A 13,274-nucleotide genomic window follows, 5' to 3' on the forward strand; every position below is an offset into this window, starting at 1 on the left:
CCCCGATGCATCCCCAGACCCAGGGCAAGATCGAGCGCTGGCACCAAACCATGAAGAACCGCATCCTGCTGGAGAACTACTTCCTGCCCGGCGACCTGGAGGCCCAGATCGGCGCCTTCGTCGAACACTACAATCACAGGCGCTATCATGAGAGCCTCGACAACGTGACCCCGGCAGACGCCTACTTCGGCAGGGCCGCAGCCATCATAAAACAGCGCGAAAGGATCAAACGACAAACCATCCAGCATCGGCGCTTGCAGCACCGCAAGCTCGCCGCATAACATCAACCCAAAGACGAGGCCGATACTCCGCTAATCCAAGACCCAAACTGCGCCAAATGATCTGACGACGGACAATCTGCGGGATCGGTGCTGGCTTGCTGCTGGATGACTGATGGTTAGGTGATGGATGAGTGATGGACGTGTTTGCGAAAGGCTACGTAGTTCTTAGCCGATACTTGCCGCGACCGTCTGATCTAATTAGGGTCTTCCATGCTGAATGACGGCCAAAAAGATTGACCATACGCATGTTCAGATCCGTTGACCCAGCTTCCTTCAGCAGGGTCTTGCCGAGGCGCCATGGTTCGGAAGTCCCCGCGGCGGCGTGAAGAAGGCGGATAACAGCTCGATTGATTTCACCCGTGAAGCTGAACAACTCACCGTGCAGTCTGACTTCTGAATAGTCGGGAGCGTGCCAGAACGGATCGCCATCATCAGCTTCCTTGGTCGGCCCATTTGTCGCCGCGTCGTATCGCATCTGGCAGGCTTGATGGTCGTGACGACCCGCTCGCTCAAGACAGCTTCGAATTGTTGCCCTGATATTCTGGTTTTTTACGCTCAACGGCTTCAGGATGAAGGCATCGATGCCGTCATTATATGCATCGATGATGTTCTGGGGTTCGTGCCCATGCCCGCTGACCACAATTACTGGCAAGAAGTGTACGCCGGTGTGATTGCGATGCGGGAACCGCTGCCGGATTTCGTGCAGAAGTGTCATCCCGGATTCGACCCGTGGCTTGATCGAAGCACGATCGGCCTTGATCTGCAGATCAAGCAGCACATAACAGAAGCCTCCTCGATCGAGACAGTCCAGCCCTTCTTCAAGCGTTTCGGCATGGATGTGATCATATCCGAAGGACCGCAGCAGATCGCCGATCTCGGCTGCCATATCGGGTTCGTCCTCCACGACCAGAGCAACATGACGATGGTTCATTTCGTCAGTCCTCCAGCCGTAACTGCTCGACCGGCAGAATGATCGTCACCGTGGTGCCAATGCCAATCTGGCTTTCGAGCGAAAGCGTGCCGCGATGTCCGATCTCGATGACTCTTTTCGCCAGCGGCAGGCCAAAGCCCATGCCGCTCTTTTTGCCGGTACTGTAAAGCAGCAGGCAGTCCTTCACGGCCTCTTCATTCATCCCGCAGCCATTATCGGCGATCGTGATCCTGATGTGATTTTGGCCTTCAGCTTGTGCGACCACCATGATCGTGCTGTCGCTCGCCTTGCCAGAGCAAGCCTCGATGGCATTGGCGATGATATTGATGAACGCTTGGAGAAGGCGCGAACGGGACGCTTCCAGTGTCAGCGGAGCAAAGAGTTCAAGACGGATATCAATGCCGCCGCCTGCTTCCTGTCCTGTTGAGAGGTCGATCGCCTCCTGAAGAAGGGGATACAATCCTTCCGTTGCAAACACTGTTGGTTCGTCGGTCGTAAAGGCCCGGAGATTGTCGAGGAATTCGGTGATCAGCCGGACCCGCACTTGCGCGCGAGTGCAGGACAGGCGCACACGATCAGAAACACCGTCGGCGGTTTCAAGCTCGTTGGCAAGGTTGAGCAGGAACGCATCCAAGGGTGCGATGATCCTGGAGATTTCGTGATAGGCTTCCCGCACAAATCGATGATGGAGCTGATCGGCAATCCTCGATGCGGTCCGTCGTGCCCGAGGCCCATGCCGCGCTTCGAGCGACGATAGCAGGTCGAGCGTTGCATCATCCTGATCGTTACCACCGATATCGGCGCGCGTCAGGTTCTCGCGGCGACGCAGCGTCTTGCGCGCGGCTTCCCGGACCCAGGCGTTCTCGTCATCAACGAGCGAGCCGATCGTGGCGAGGAAGCTGTCGTGGCGCAAAAACAGCATGGCGTGTGCAAGCGCCTTGCGGACCTGCCATTTGGTATGGCCCGCCAAACGTACAAAGCGTGCGGCGATCTCCGCCCTGAAGCGATCATTGATTCTGCGTGCACGCAGCCAATCGCCGGCTACCTCCACAGCATCGCGCACAGTATTCCAATCGTCAGCGTCGAGCTCCGCAAGCAGGGCCTGCTCTTTATCCTCCCCCATGGCGAGCTGCTTCAATGGCCATATTTCTGCATGCGCAGAACAAACGCTTCCTTGCCGCCTTCCAGCAGATGCTCAATCTGGTCCTTGACCTCTTCGACGGTTCCTACATTGGAAACAGTGCCTTGCCTGCCGTCCGATGAAAACACGAATACGCGCTCGGCCTCACCAAGGACCGGAATATTCGGATTGTGCGTGACGAAGATGAGTTGGCGATTGGCCTTCACCCCACGCAGGCTCCTGACGATGGTGTCATAGACGAAGGCGTTGTCGAGATTGTCTTCCGGCTGGTCGATGAGCAGAGGGCGGTCGCTTTCGAACAGCAGGATCGGCAGGATTACCGTACAACGCTGGCCGGTCGACAGATCAGCCGAATTCTTGAAGTCGGAACCGTCCTTCAGGGCAATCAGCGGTTCATCGCCAAGGTCGATGGTTTCCAGCCGACCGATCTGGTCGCTGTCCTGCAAATGAGCGATGATGCGGGAGGCTTGATCCTCAGGCATGTCTCCATCCTCGGCAAGACGGCTCGTGTCGCCCCGGCGCACGATCCTTGACAGCTCCTCCGGCGACAGGTTTTCCACCATGCGTGCGGTCAACCGGGCATATTGCAGACCGCAACCTTTCAGCATTTCCTTTAGCAGCGTCTCGTAGCCGGTTTTGTCGGCGGCCTGCGTAAGCGTCACCCGCACCGTCGGTGCCAGTGCTGCCGAAAGCCGTTCGGCCACATCACGGCGCAGACGAAAGCGCTCGTCGCGCAAATCGGAAAGTCTGGAGTTCAAGCTCCGGTGGTTTGCCTCCAGTTCCGTGAGCTTTTGACGCAGGCCATCAAGTTCATGACGGGCCCGGGTCAGCTCAAGGTGGCGCTGCTGCAGCTTTGTCCTTTCAGCGGCATGTTGACGTTCCTGCTCGGAATGGGCGATGAGCTGGCGATAATTTTGCTCCTGGTGGACATGTGCTTCCCCAAGATGGTGCGATACCTCATCAAGGCGCGAGACAAGAGCATCGCAATGGTTCCGGAGTTTCGGGACGGCATCTGTAAAAACCGCAGTAAAATTGTCGATCGCGACCTTGATGTCCTCAAACAGAGGGCCGTTCGGGCCAGCGCGACAGTCATCCCCCGAAGCGTTCGCGAAATTCTCGACGACCGCGCCAGCAAATCGCGAGAACTTGGTGGCTGTCGATCCGGCAAGTTCGCGCAGTTCCCTGATGGTCTCCACTTCGCGGGCTCGAAGCGCCTTGTGTTCATGGGCAGCATTGATCAGATGTGCATCCGCACCAGTAACGGCCTGCATCTCCTCCAGACGTTTGTTGACCACCTCCAGTTCGGGAACGACTTCTTCGATTTCGCGGATCCTGTGGTCGTAATTGCGCAGCTCCAATGAGTTCTGCTCGATCACACGCCGAAGCTTCTGGATTTCCGCATTGGCGATACGAATGGGCTCTTCGGCGAATTTGTCGATCAATGCCAACTGGAACTTAGGGTTGGTGGCGATTTCCTCGATCTCGTTCTGGCTGTAGATGTCGGCCTTGAAGACGAGATCGCGATCAAGGGAAACAGCAACAGGATTGCCATCCTGATCGAGAACCTGGACGTCGTCGCCCCATGGTCGCTCAGCCCGATAGCGGGTTCCGTGTTTGGTCTCGACATCGAGTGTGATGGTGCCGCTGCCGAGATTGTTTCGTACATGGCTTTCAGTTGCCTTCACCCTTGGCCGAGCGTCATTGCCATCCGGCAACATGCCAAGAATGTAGCGAATGAACTCCAGCACCGTGGTCTTGCCGGTACCACGGCCGCCGATGATGCAATTCAGGCCATCGCTGAATTCAAGCCGCGCTCCATCGAGAAACCCGCCTGCTACACTGATGCTGTGGATCCGGTGATGTGACCGGGCAGCTTCTGAGTGGTTCGATATATCTAGAGCGGATCTGTTTTCCACGTTTCTCCCCCTTATGAATTATTGCGGCGACCGTCTTTGCAGTCTTGTGCCCTCCTCCAGATTTAATGTTCCTATTTTGTTCGCATTTGTAAAAGAGTCAATCCGTTGCCTCCCGCCGTATCACGAATGACTTCGCGAGAAGACGTTCAGCTATGATAAGATATTGATATTGCTTGTGTTTGGTAATTTCATGACCTACCGTTCGCCTATCAAGATTAATGGCGAACCGTCTCATGAACATCTCTCATCAATCTCAAGGGTTTTTATCGCCGGACCGGATGTCGTCTGATCAGCGCCTGGCCGAGATCGGTGAAATCCTGGCTGCAGCCGTAAGGCGTGTCCTGGCCGAACAGTCCAGTTCTTTATCTGCAGAAGGCAGAGACAGTTCATTCGACATTCTCGCCCTCAAACGCCGTGTTGGTCGTCGCAAACCGAGCAACCGAGTTGGAGAGCAGGAATGAATCAAGCAGTCAGAAAGCACGCCGGAAGCCGCAAAACTCTGCCGGATGCCGACACGTCGGTCCTGGCCCGATTGGCGGCGCTGAAACGCATGTCGGTCAGGGAGCTGAAACTCGAGTGGGAAGCGTTGTTCGACACGCCGGCACCGAACAACAGCCGTGGCAATCTGGAGTTGCGACTATCCTGGCGCATCCAGGAACTGGCGCTGGGCGGTCTGTCCCGGCAGACGGCCAGGATACTGGAGCTGCTCGCCGACGAGGTCGACGGCAAATCCGATCGCAAGGCGATCCTCGCCGACCCGCGCACTCCGGTTGTCGGCACAAGGCTGGTGCGCGAATGGGACGGCGTCGAACACACGGTGACTGTGCTGCGCGATGGCTTCGAGTGGCAGGGGCGACGCTTCAAATCGCTATCTGCTGCTGCGCGCGCGATCACCGGCAGCAACTGGAACGGTTATCGCTTCTTTGGTCTTGGCGATGCGCGCAGGAGTGAACGATGAATATTCGACCGCCCCAACGCCGTTTGCGCTGCGCCATCTATACGCGCAAATCCTCCGAAGAAGGCCTCGACATGGAGTTCAACTCGCTCGATGCCCAGCGTGAGTCCTGCGAGGCCTACATCGCCAGCCAGCGCTCGGAAGGATTTGCTGCGATCCGAGAACGCTACGACGATGGCGGCCACTCCGGAGGTACGCTGGAGCGACCGGCGTTGCAGCGGCTGCTGGCCGATGTCGAAGCCGGGCTCATCGACGTCATCGTCGTTTACAAGATTGACCGGCTATCGCGATCATTGATGGACTTTTCCAAACTGGTCGAGATCTTTGAACGCAATCAGGTGACGTTCGTGTCGGTCACCCAGTCCTTCAACACCACAACGTCGATGGGACGGCTGACGCTTAACATCCTGCTTTCATTCGCGCAGTTCGAGCGCGAGGTGATTGGCGAGCGCATTCGCGACAAATTTGCCGCCTCGCGCAAGAAGGGCATGTGGATGGGTGGCTATGTCCCGCTTGGTTATGATGTCCGCGACCGGAAACTGGTGATCAATGGAGAAGAGGCCAAAACGGTCAGGCTGATCTTCGAGCGCTTCGTGGCGATCGGATCGGCCACAAGGCTGGCGAAGGCGCTGGCGGCCGAGGGCGTCGTCAACAAGCGCGGCAGGCTGGTCGATAAGGGCTTTCTCTACAAGCTGATCAACAATCGCATCTATATTGGCGAGGCTGTGCATAAGGGAACCAGCTATCCGGGTGAGCATGAGGCGATCATTGATCGTGAGCTATGGGACGCGGTCCATTCCATTCTGAAGACCAGTCCTCGGCTACGTGCCGCCGCGTCGAGAAACCAGACCCCTGCGATGCTGAAGGGGCTGATTTTTACCGACACCGGCACCGCGATGACGCCGACTGCCACCAAGAAGGGCAGCAAGCTCTATCGTTACTATACGTCGATGGACCTGATCCGAAACCGCCCCACCGATGCGGGAGGGCCGCAGCGGCTTCCTGCTGCCATGGTCGAGGATGCAGTTGTCGGCGAAATCCGCCACATGATCGCCACGCCCGAAATCAGAGCGCGGGCGCTCGCCGCCCTGAAAACTGACATGCCAGACATCGACGATAAGGCGGTGATTGCCGCGCTTGGCGATTTCGACACGCTCTGGGCCTCGCTGTTTCCTGCCGAACAGGCGCGCATCGTCCAGCTTCTGGTGGCGCGCATCACGGTTGGTGCATCAGGCCTTGCCATCGACCTGCGCCATGACGGCCTCAAATCACTGGCGCGGCAGATGATGGCGCCGCAGATCGAAAAGGATGCGGCATGACGGAAAACACCATCCGCGTAGTCATTCCGCTGACCATTCGCAAGACGAACGGTCGTCCGAAAATCCTGCCGCCGGCCGACCACGGACCCGCCGAGACGCGGGCGCAGGACGCGCATGTGCTACGCGCCATCGCTCGCGCCTGGAACTGGCGGCGCAGGCTGGAGCGCGGCGAGGCCTCGACCATTGCCGATATTGCCAAGGCCGACAATGTCAGCGATCGCTTTGTCAGCCGGATGATGCGACTGGCCTATCTTGCCCCGGACGTGCTGGAAAGGCTGCTCATCCATCGCATCCCGCCGTCCTTGTCGCTCAATGATCTGATGGTTGTCGCCGAACTGCCATGGGCGGAGCAGATGGAAGCGGTATTCGGCACGCCATCAGATTCTACTCTGTGAGGCAGCTGGACGCTCGCAAAACCTTGACCGTTCTCAACTCTTTTCCAATCTAAGCGAGCACAACAGTTACGAGCGCGGAACAAATAGGACTCAAGCGACTGTCGGATTGACTCGTCATGTTTGTCTCAGATGTTTTTTGCGTGGTCTGCATTTTGCCCCCAGCATCGTCGTTCCTAACACTCCAACCACTTCCTGAAAGCCACCGCCCTTTGCGCATTTTAGTGACACACCATCGACAGCGCTTGACCACGGACGAGTTGAAATGTTGCATAACGGGCCAGAACGCCGACTTTTCGAAGATCAGCGTGGTTCGGTCACCAACCCTTTCACTAAAGCGAAACATGCCCCGAGCAGAACGATGGTGAACGGAAACCCCGTAGAAACCGCCATGGCTTGCAAGGCGGCAAGACCGCCGCCGAGAAGCAATGCAATAGCGATCAAGCCTTCGAAAGTTGCCCAGAAAACTCGTTGTGGCGTCGGTGCATTCATCTTGCCGCCGGCACCGATCGTATCAATAACGAGCGATCCAGAGTCCGAGGATGTTATAAAAAACACGATAACCAAAACAATGCCGACCAAAGAAGTCAACGGAGTCAGAGGAAGGCCGGCCAGCATTTCAAAGAGTTGCAGTTCCAGGACAGCAGACTGAACCGAAGTCATGCCCTGATCGACCACTTGGCTGATGGCAGTTCCGCCAAGCGCAGTCATCCAGATCGTCGAGACGATTGAAGGAATAAAGAGCACTGCGATGATGAACTCGCGCACGGTCCGCCCTCGGCTTACACGGGCGATGAACATGCCCACAAAGGGCGACCAACTGATCCACCACGCCCAATAGAAAGCCGTCCAACCATGCCGGAAATTATCATCGGTGCGCCCGATTGGGTTGGAAAGCGCGGGCAAATACTCGACATAGGCCAAGAGGTTCTTAAAAAAACCAGTCGTGATTTGCCATGTCGGCCCGACCACAACGACAAACAACAAAAGCAGCAGTGCGAGGCCCATATTGAGTTCGGATAGCCGCTTCACGCCCTTATCCATTCCGGCAACGACCGAAATAGTGGCAATCGCTGTGATCACAATGATCAAAACAACCATGCTGCCGGTGGTCGATGGAAGACCGAAGAGAAAATCAAGACCAGCGCTGGCTTGCTGCGCTCCAATGCCTAGCGAGGTGGCGAGCCCGAACAGCGTTGCGAGAATGGCAAGAATATCGACGACATGCCCCGGCCACCCCCAAATGCGATCGCCCAGAATCGGATAGAAGACAGAGCGAAGGGTGAGCGGCAAGCCCTTGTTAAACGCAAACAGCGCTAGTGAGAGAGCGACAACGGCATATATCGCCCATGGATGCAGCGCCCAATGGAAGATGGTTGCCGCCATCGCGAGGCGCCTCGCGCCCTCAGCATCGCCGGCCATGCCATCCAGCGGCGCCCAATCGGTGCGAACTCCGTCTGCGTTCGTGATGGGACCTTCGAACGCAGCGGTGAAATTACCCAATGGTTCTGATACGCCATAGAACATCAATCCAATACCCATGCCCGCGGCAAACAACATGGAGAACCAGGAGATGTAATTATAATCAGGGGTTGCGTCTGGGCCACCAAGCCGAACTCTTCCCAACGGGAGCAGGACTAAGGCCGCGCAAAGCAGGACAAAAATGTTACCGGCGATGATAAAGAACCAGTCAAGGTTAGCCGTTAGGAAATCCCGTGTGGCTACAAAGAAGGGGCCAAGAGTACTCTGAAAAATCAGCGTCAGTATCGTGAAGGTAACAATGGCCAGGGCGGATATGCCGAATACGGGGTTGTGGACGTCGAATTCGAAAACTAGTCGTCTTCGATAATTGATGTTGTCCTGGCCGATCTCGTAATCGGTATTAATAATTTCAGTAGCACCTTCTGGCGGCGGAACAGCATCCTCAGAATTTGCCGGGCCTGCTGTGGGTGTTATTTTCTCGGTCAATTTTCGGTCCTCAGTCCGGTCTGGTTCTCTGGTCCATAATTAACAATGCTTGGGGAGCCGGGTTAAATATTGCTGACACGAATCTCCGACTTTAGAAAAATCGGGTAGGAATTACAACTAACCGGTCAATATTAAAGACAAGTGCTTTCAAAAAGGCGAGCGGTCGAATGGTAGCTTTCTATGTTCTACAGTGACATCGGCTCGTATAATTGCTCTACATTCCGCCCGGAAACGTCCACCTCGGGTGTCTCAGTTCAGGCTGGCTGGTAGTGACACCCGTTGCAACTCGGGCGCAGTTCAAGAATTGCAAAATATTGAAATCATGGAGTATTCTTTGACCGAACCAAATCGACCAAGGTTCGCATGGTTTGAGACAAAAGCTGTTCAGAGACTGAAATCTGGCCCTTTTCCGGTCTCAGAGGTTCGGTCGAAGCCGCTAACCCCCTTTGAAATCAAAAGGAATTTCGGCGTTTAAATGGGGTGGTGGAGAGTTTGCAATTAGATAGTGGCGGAGAGAGAGGGATTCGAACCCTCGATACGGTTCCCCGTATACACACTTTCCAGGCGTGCGCCTTCAACCACTCGGCCACCTCTCCGCAGCCCGTCCTGTTCGGACAGATGGTTGAAGCGCTCATCTAGTCGATCCTTTGCCGCTTGCCAAGCGCTCAATTGATAGTTTTGCGTCAAGAGTGCGGTGTCGGGCCAAATTCTTCAGAGTTGACGTGCCGAGCGGCATGTTACGGCTCCCGCCGAGCGGCATGTTACGGCTCCTGCCGAGCGAGGTTGCGTGACGTCCTTGGTTTTCAGAACTGGATTGCCAACGCGCGGCTTCGTGCCTATCTCCTGTAACATACGGCCGCCAGGAAACCGCACGGTTCGAACATGTTCAAGGCACTGCTCCGATTGCTGTCGATGATTTGTCTTTCCGTGGCCGTTGTCATGGCTGTGCTGGATGCCACGCGCTCCATTGCCGCAGGGGGCCTCGTCGCGACGCCTTTGTTGGCCTCGTGGGCTTCCGTGTCGCCGGGAACGCTGGAACAGGCGCATTCGACAATTGCGCAAAGCCTGTCGCCACTGGTCTGGGATCCTGTGGTGGTCTCGTTGCTGACACTGCCGGGCTTCGTTGTTTTTGCCATTCTTGCCGGACTTCTCGCGGTCGCTGGCAGACGAAAGTTACAGCACGATGGACGGTTCGTGGCTTTTCGCTGAGCCAGCCGGGTCTGACATTTGGACGAGGCGGTCAGAGTGACATGGAAGGAGACAGAAATTGTTTTTCCAGAATGACAAGATGAGCCAGAAGGTCAACTTGCCTCTGCCGCAGGATGCTTTGCCGGGCCGAGCCACACAGTTTCCCACGGCATCGACGCATTTCGTAACCGGCCGTCCGTTGCGCGGGGCGCTTCCTGAAGGACTGGAGGTCGCCTATTTCGGCATGGGCTGTTTCTGGGGCGTCGAGCGCCTGTTCTGGCAAATTCCTGGTGTGTGGCTCACTGCGGCAGGGTATCAGGGCGGCATAACACCGAATCCGACCTACCCGGAAACATGCACTGGACTGACCGGTCATGCCGAGACGGTCATGGTCGTGTTCGACCCGGAAGTGATAAGCTATCGGGATCTTCTCAAGGTGTTCTGGGAGAGCCATGACCCGACGCAGGGCATGCGCCAGGGCAACGATATTGGCACAACCTATCGCTCCGCAATTTATACAACCTCGGATTTGCAGACCGCCGAAGCTGAAAGCTCGCGCGACGCATATGAAAAGGCGCTGCAAAGCGCGGGGCGTGGCGGGATCACGACAGAGATCGCTCCGGCTGGCGAGTTTTACTTTGCGGAGGCCGAGCATCAACAATATCTGGCAAAGAACCCGAATGGATATTGTGGCTTGAAGGGCACTGGCGTCAGTTGTGCAATCCCCGTTGCCGGTTGATGCAACGCTAAAATGCTTGCTTGTCCGTTGCCATCAAGATTCTTCGTGAGTTTTCCGAGTACGCATGCAACATTGCTTCCAGGACGGGAGGAAGTCTTCCCGCCGATGGCAACCTCAGGTCTGTCACGAGCCGGGGGGCGCTGTCAGTAAGCCATTAAGAGCAACCGACAGGGTGTGGATCAATGAAGCGTTTTGTTCTCGGCCTCCTGGCCGCTACGGCGATGTGCGCGACCGCTTTCGCTCAGGAAGAAATCAAGCCAGGTCTCCTGTTCGACTTCGGCGGCAAGTTCGACAAGTCGTTCAACGAAGCGTCCTATAACGGCGCCGAACTGTTCAAGAAAGAAACCGGGATCGACTACGTCGACTTCGAAGTTTCCAACGATGCCCAGCGCGAACAGGCGCTGCGTCGCTTCGCCGAGGATGGCCGCAATCCGATCGTGATGGCCGGCTTCTCCTGGGCATCTGCACTCGAGGTTGTAGCGGAAGAGTTCCCGGAGACCGATTTCGCGATCATCGACATGGTTGTCGACAAGCCGAATGTACGCTCGGTTATCTATGACGAACCAGCTGGCTCTTACCTTGTCGGCGTGCTCGCTGCCATGGCGTCCAAGACCGGCAAGGTCGGCTTTGTTGGTGGCATGCAGGTGCCGCTGATTGGCAAGTTCGAATGTGGCTACGTTTCCGGCGTCATGGAAACCAACAAGGACGCTACCGTCATCCGCAACTACACGGGCGACACGCCTGCAGCCTGGAATGATCCGACACGTGGCGCGGAAATCGCGCGTTCACAGATCGACCAGGGCGCGGATGTGATCTACCATGCGGCAGGCGGCACCGGTGTGGGTGTTCTGCAGGCGGCCGCGGATGCCGGCAAACTTGGCATCGGTGTTGATTCCAACCAGAACGGGATGCACCCCGGCAAGGTCCTGACATCAATGCTGAAGCGGGTCGACGTCGCTGTCTACCGTGCCTTTGAAGACGCCAAGAAGGGCGAGTTCACCGCCGGCGTCAACCTGCTCGGGCTGGCTGAAGACGGTGTTGGCTATGCGCTCGACGACAACAACGCTTCGCTCATCACCGCCGAAATGAAGGCTGCTGTCGAAGAGGCGAAGGCCAAGATCATTTCCGGTGAGATCAAGGTCCACAACTTCATGGACGACAACGCCTGTCCGTACTGATCTTCACCAGATTAATTGATGACCGCCGGGCTAAAACCCGGCGGTTTTTCATGGGCCGAGCCATCGACCAAGTGCTATTCTTATGACGCGTGAAATCTCTACCGCTGACGAGCCGGTCCCCGTCGTGCTGATCGGGCTGATCCTGACGCTCGGTGTTCTAACCGGTGCTCAACTTGGCAAGATCGCACCGCTTATCCCCTGGTACACCGAGGATTTGGGGTTTTCACTCATTTCGGCAGGTTGGCTCGCCGCAATGCTGGGCGTTTTCATCGCACTTAGCGCCCTACCGGCAGGCTGGCTTATCGACCGTGTGGGGTTGCGCAATTCCATTGCCGCCGGCGTGTTGGCCCTGACCATAGGCGGGGCATGGCTGTCGATCTCGGTTGATCACGGCGCGATCTTTGCTGCACGGACGGTCGAGGCGATCGGCTATCTTGCGCTGTGCATTGCGTTGCCGGCCTGTCTCGACGCGGTGTCGCCGCCGCGCTGGAAGGCCCCTGTGCTGGCAATCTGGAGCGGCTTTGTTCCCTTGGGCTTTGCTCTGTCAGACTTTCTTGCCGCAATGGTTCTGGCGCTTCATGGTCCAGAGACCTTCTTGCAGATCATAACGGGCATTTTTCTTTTATTGTCTGTCGCTGTTATTTTGCTGCTGCAAAGACGCCAGGTGACACCGGTCGCTGGCGACACGGGCACGATGAGGGCCACCTTGTCCAGGCAGGTCGTGCTTCTCGCGATCTCGTTTGGGGCGTTCGTTATCGTCTCCGTTTCGATGTTCACCTTCATGCCGTCATTCGTTGCAGGTGAAGGCAGTCACTATCTGTTGGGTGCAGGAGCCGTCGCGCTTTGCGTGCCGTTGGGGAACATTCTTGCCAGTGTGCTGGTGGTTGGCCGCAGACCGCAATACATGGCCGGGCTCGCTGCTGCCGGGTTTGTCGTCAGCGCCATTGCCGCAATTCCTGCTTTCGTAATGCACGACCCGGCGATCGCGACGATTGCAGCGTTGGCGCTTGCAATATCCGGCGCGTTTGTCGCATCGGCGCAGTTTGCGGCAATACCGTTCTCGACGCCAAGCGGTGGATCGGTTGCTGTCGTGTTCGGTCTGGTGTCGCAGGCGGGCGGCATTGCCACCGTGTTCGGTCCGCCGGTCGCCGCCTGGATTGTGGAAACCTACAGTTGGTCGGGCCTTGGCTATTTTCTTGCGCTGGTCTCGGCGGTTGGCGTCGTGACCATGCTGCCGCTGACACGCACAGTCTCGCGCTAGCTATG

The 13,274-nt window shown here is 56.9% G+C and carries 13 protein-coding genes and 1 tRNA gene; 9 read left to right on the top strand and 5 right to left on the bottom strand.

The window, feature by feature from the left end:
* On the top strand, positions 1-281 hold a 281-nt coding region (locus tag BMZ42_RS07050; RefSeq protein ID WP_139207880.1), incomplete at its 5' end, for an integrase core domain-containing protein.
* 154 nt (positions 282-435) lie between these two features.
* On the opposite strand, the gene BMZ42_RS07055 is transcribed toward BMZ42_RS07050, so the two are convergent.
* Genes BMZ42_RS07055 through BMZ42_RS07065 form a run of 3 tightly spaced genes read right to left on the bottom strand, consistent with a single transcriptional unit; the run spans position 436 to position 4,269 of the window.
* Positions 436-1,212, bottom strand: a complete 777-nt coding sequence (locus BMZ42_RS07055; RefSeq protein WP_091520352.1) for a response regulator — start codon at positions 1,210-1,212, stop codon at positions 436-438.
* A gap of 4 nt (positions 1,213-1,216) precedes the next feature.
* Positions 1,217-2,335 (bottom strand): sensor histidine kinase, encoded by a 1,119-nt coding sequence (locus BMZ42_RS07060; RefSeq protein WP_091520357.1) that lies wholly within the window; start codon positions 2,333-2,335, stop codon positions 1,217-1,219.
* Positions 2,336-2,346: 11 nt separating this feature from the next.
* Positions 2,347-4,269 (bottom strand): AAA family ATPase, encoded by a 1,923-nt coding sequence (locus BMZ42_RS07065; RefSeq protein WP_175556655.1) that lies wholly within the window; start codon positions 4,267-4,269, stop codon positions 2,347-2,349.
* A 233-nt stretch (positions 4,270-4,502) separates the two neighbouring features.
* Here BMZ42_RS07065 and BMZ42_RS17765 point away from each other — a divergent pair, with 233 nt between their 5' ends.
* From BMZ42_RS17765 to BMZ42_RS07080, 4 genes are read left to right on the top strand one after another with little or no spacing between them, the layout of a single operon-like run.
* Positions 4,503-4,730 carry a hypothetical protein gene (locus BMZ42_RS17765; protein WP_139207881.1) on the top strand — a complete coding sequence of 76 codons (228 nt, stop codon included), beginning with the start codon at positions 4,503-4,505 and terminating at the stop codon, positions 4,728-4,730.
* Positions 4,727-5,227 carry a DUF2924 domain-containing protein gene (locus BMZ42_RS07070; protein WP_091520361.1) on the top strand — a complete coding sequence of 167 codons (501 nt, stop codon included), beginning with the start codon at positions 4,727-4,729 and terminating at the stop codon, positions 5,225-5,227. The genes BMZ42_RS17765 and BMZ42_RS07070 overlap by 4 nt, the downstream gene beginning before the upstream one ends.
* Positions 5,224-6,543 (top strand): recombinase family protein, encoded by a 1,320-nt coding sequence (locus tag BMZ42_RS07075; protein ID WP_091520363.1) that lies wholly within the window; start codon positions 5,224-5,226, stop codon positions 6,541-6,543. Before BMZ42_RS07070 ends, BMZ42_RS07075 begins: the two co-directional genes overlap by 4 nt.
* Positions 6,540-6,938, top strand: coding sequence for a hypothetical protein (locus tag BMZ42_RS07080; RefSeq protein ID WP_091520366.1), 399 nt, complete (start codon positions 6,540-6,542; stop codon positions 6,936-6,938). Before BMZ42_RS07075 ends, BMZ42_RS07080 begins: the two co-directional genes overlap by 4 nt.
* Before the next feature lie 300 nt (positions 6,939-7,238).
* Here the strand turns inward: BMZ42_RS07080 and BMZ42_RS07085 are convergent, their stop codons facing one another.
* Positions 7,239-8,903 (bottom strand): BCCT family transporter, encoded by a 1,665-nt coding sequence (locus tag BMZ42_RS07085; RefSeq protein ID WP_175556656.1) that lies wholly within the window; start codon positions 8,901-8,903, stop codon positions 7,239-7,241.
* A gap of 506 nt (positions 8,904-9,409) precedes the next feature.
* Positions 9,410-9,499, bottom strand: a tRNA-Ser gene (locus tag BMZ42_RS07090).
* 286 nt (positions 9,500-9,785) lie between these two features.
* Between BMZ42_RS07090 and BMZ42_RS07095 the strand changes: the two genes are divergently transcribed.
* The 4 genes from BMZ42_RS07095 to BMZ42_RS07110 all read left to right on the top strand — a co-directional run bounded on the left by BMZ42_RS07095 (position 9,786) and on the right by BMZ42_RS07110 (position 13,269).
* Positions 9,786-10,112 (top strand): hypothetical protein, encoded by a 327-nt coding sequence (locus tag BMZ42_RS07095; RefSeq protein ID WP_091520368.1) that lies wholly within the window; start codon positions 9,786-9,788, stop codon positions 10,110-10,112.
* 79 nt (positions 10,113-10,191) lie between these two features.
* Positions 10,192-10,830 carry a peptide-methionine (S)-S-oxide reductase MsrA gene (gene msrA / locus BMZ42_RS07100; protein WP_420492454.1) on the top strand — a complete coding sequence of 213 codons (639 nt, stop codon included), beginning with the start codon at positions 10,192-10,194 and terminating at the stop codon, positions 10,828-10,830.
* A 182-nt stretch (positions 10,831-11,012) separates the two neighbouring features.
* Positions 11,013-12,008: a BMP family lipoprotein gene (locus tag BMZ42_RS07105; RefSeq protein WP_091520373.1), complete on the top strand. Its 996-nt coding sequence runs from the start codon at positions 11,013-11,015 to the stop codon at positions 12,006-12,008.
* An 82-nt stretch (positions 12,009-12,090) separates the two neighbouring features.
* Positions 12,091-13,269: an MFS transporter gene (locus BMZ42_RS07110; RefSeq protein WP_091520375.1), complete on the top strand. Its 1,179-nt coding sequence runs from the start codon at positions 12,091-12,093 to the stop codon at positions 13,267-13,269.
* Positions 13,270-13,274: the final 5 nt, after the last annotated feature.

Origin of the sequence: Aquamicrobium aerolatum DSM 21857, assembly GCF_900113935.1 — a bacterium.
Lineage (GTDB): Bacteria > Pseudomonadota > Alphaproteobacteria > Rhizobiales > Rhizobiaceae > Aerobium > Aerobium aerolatum.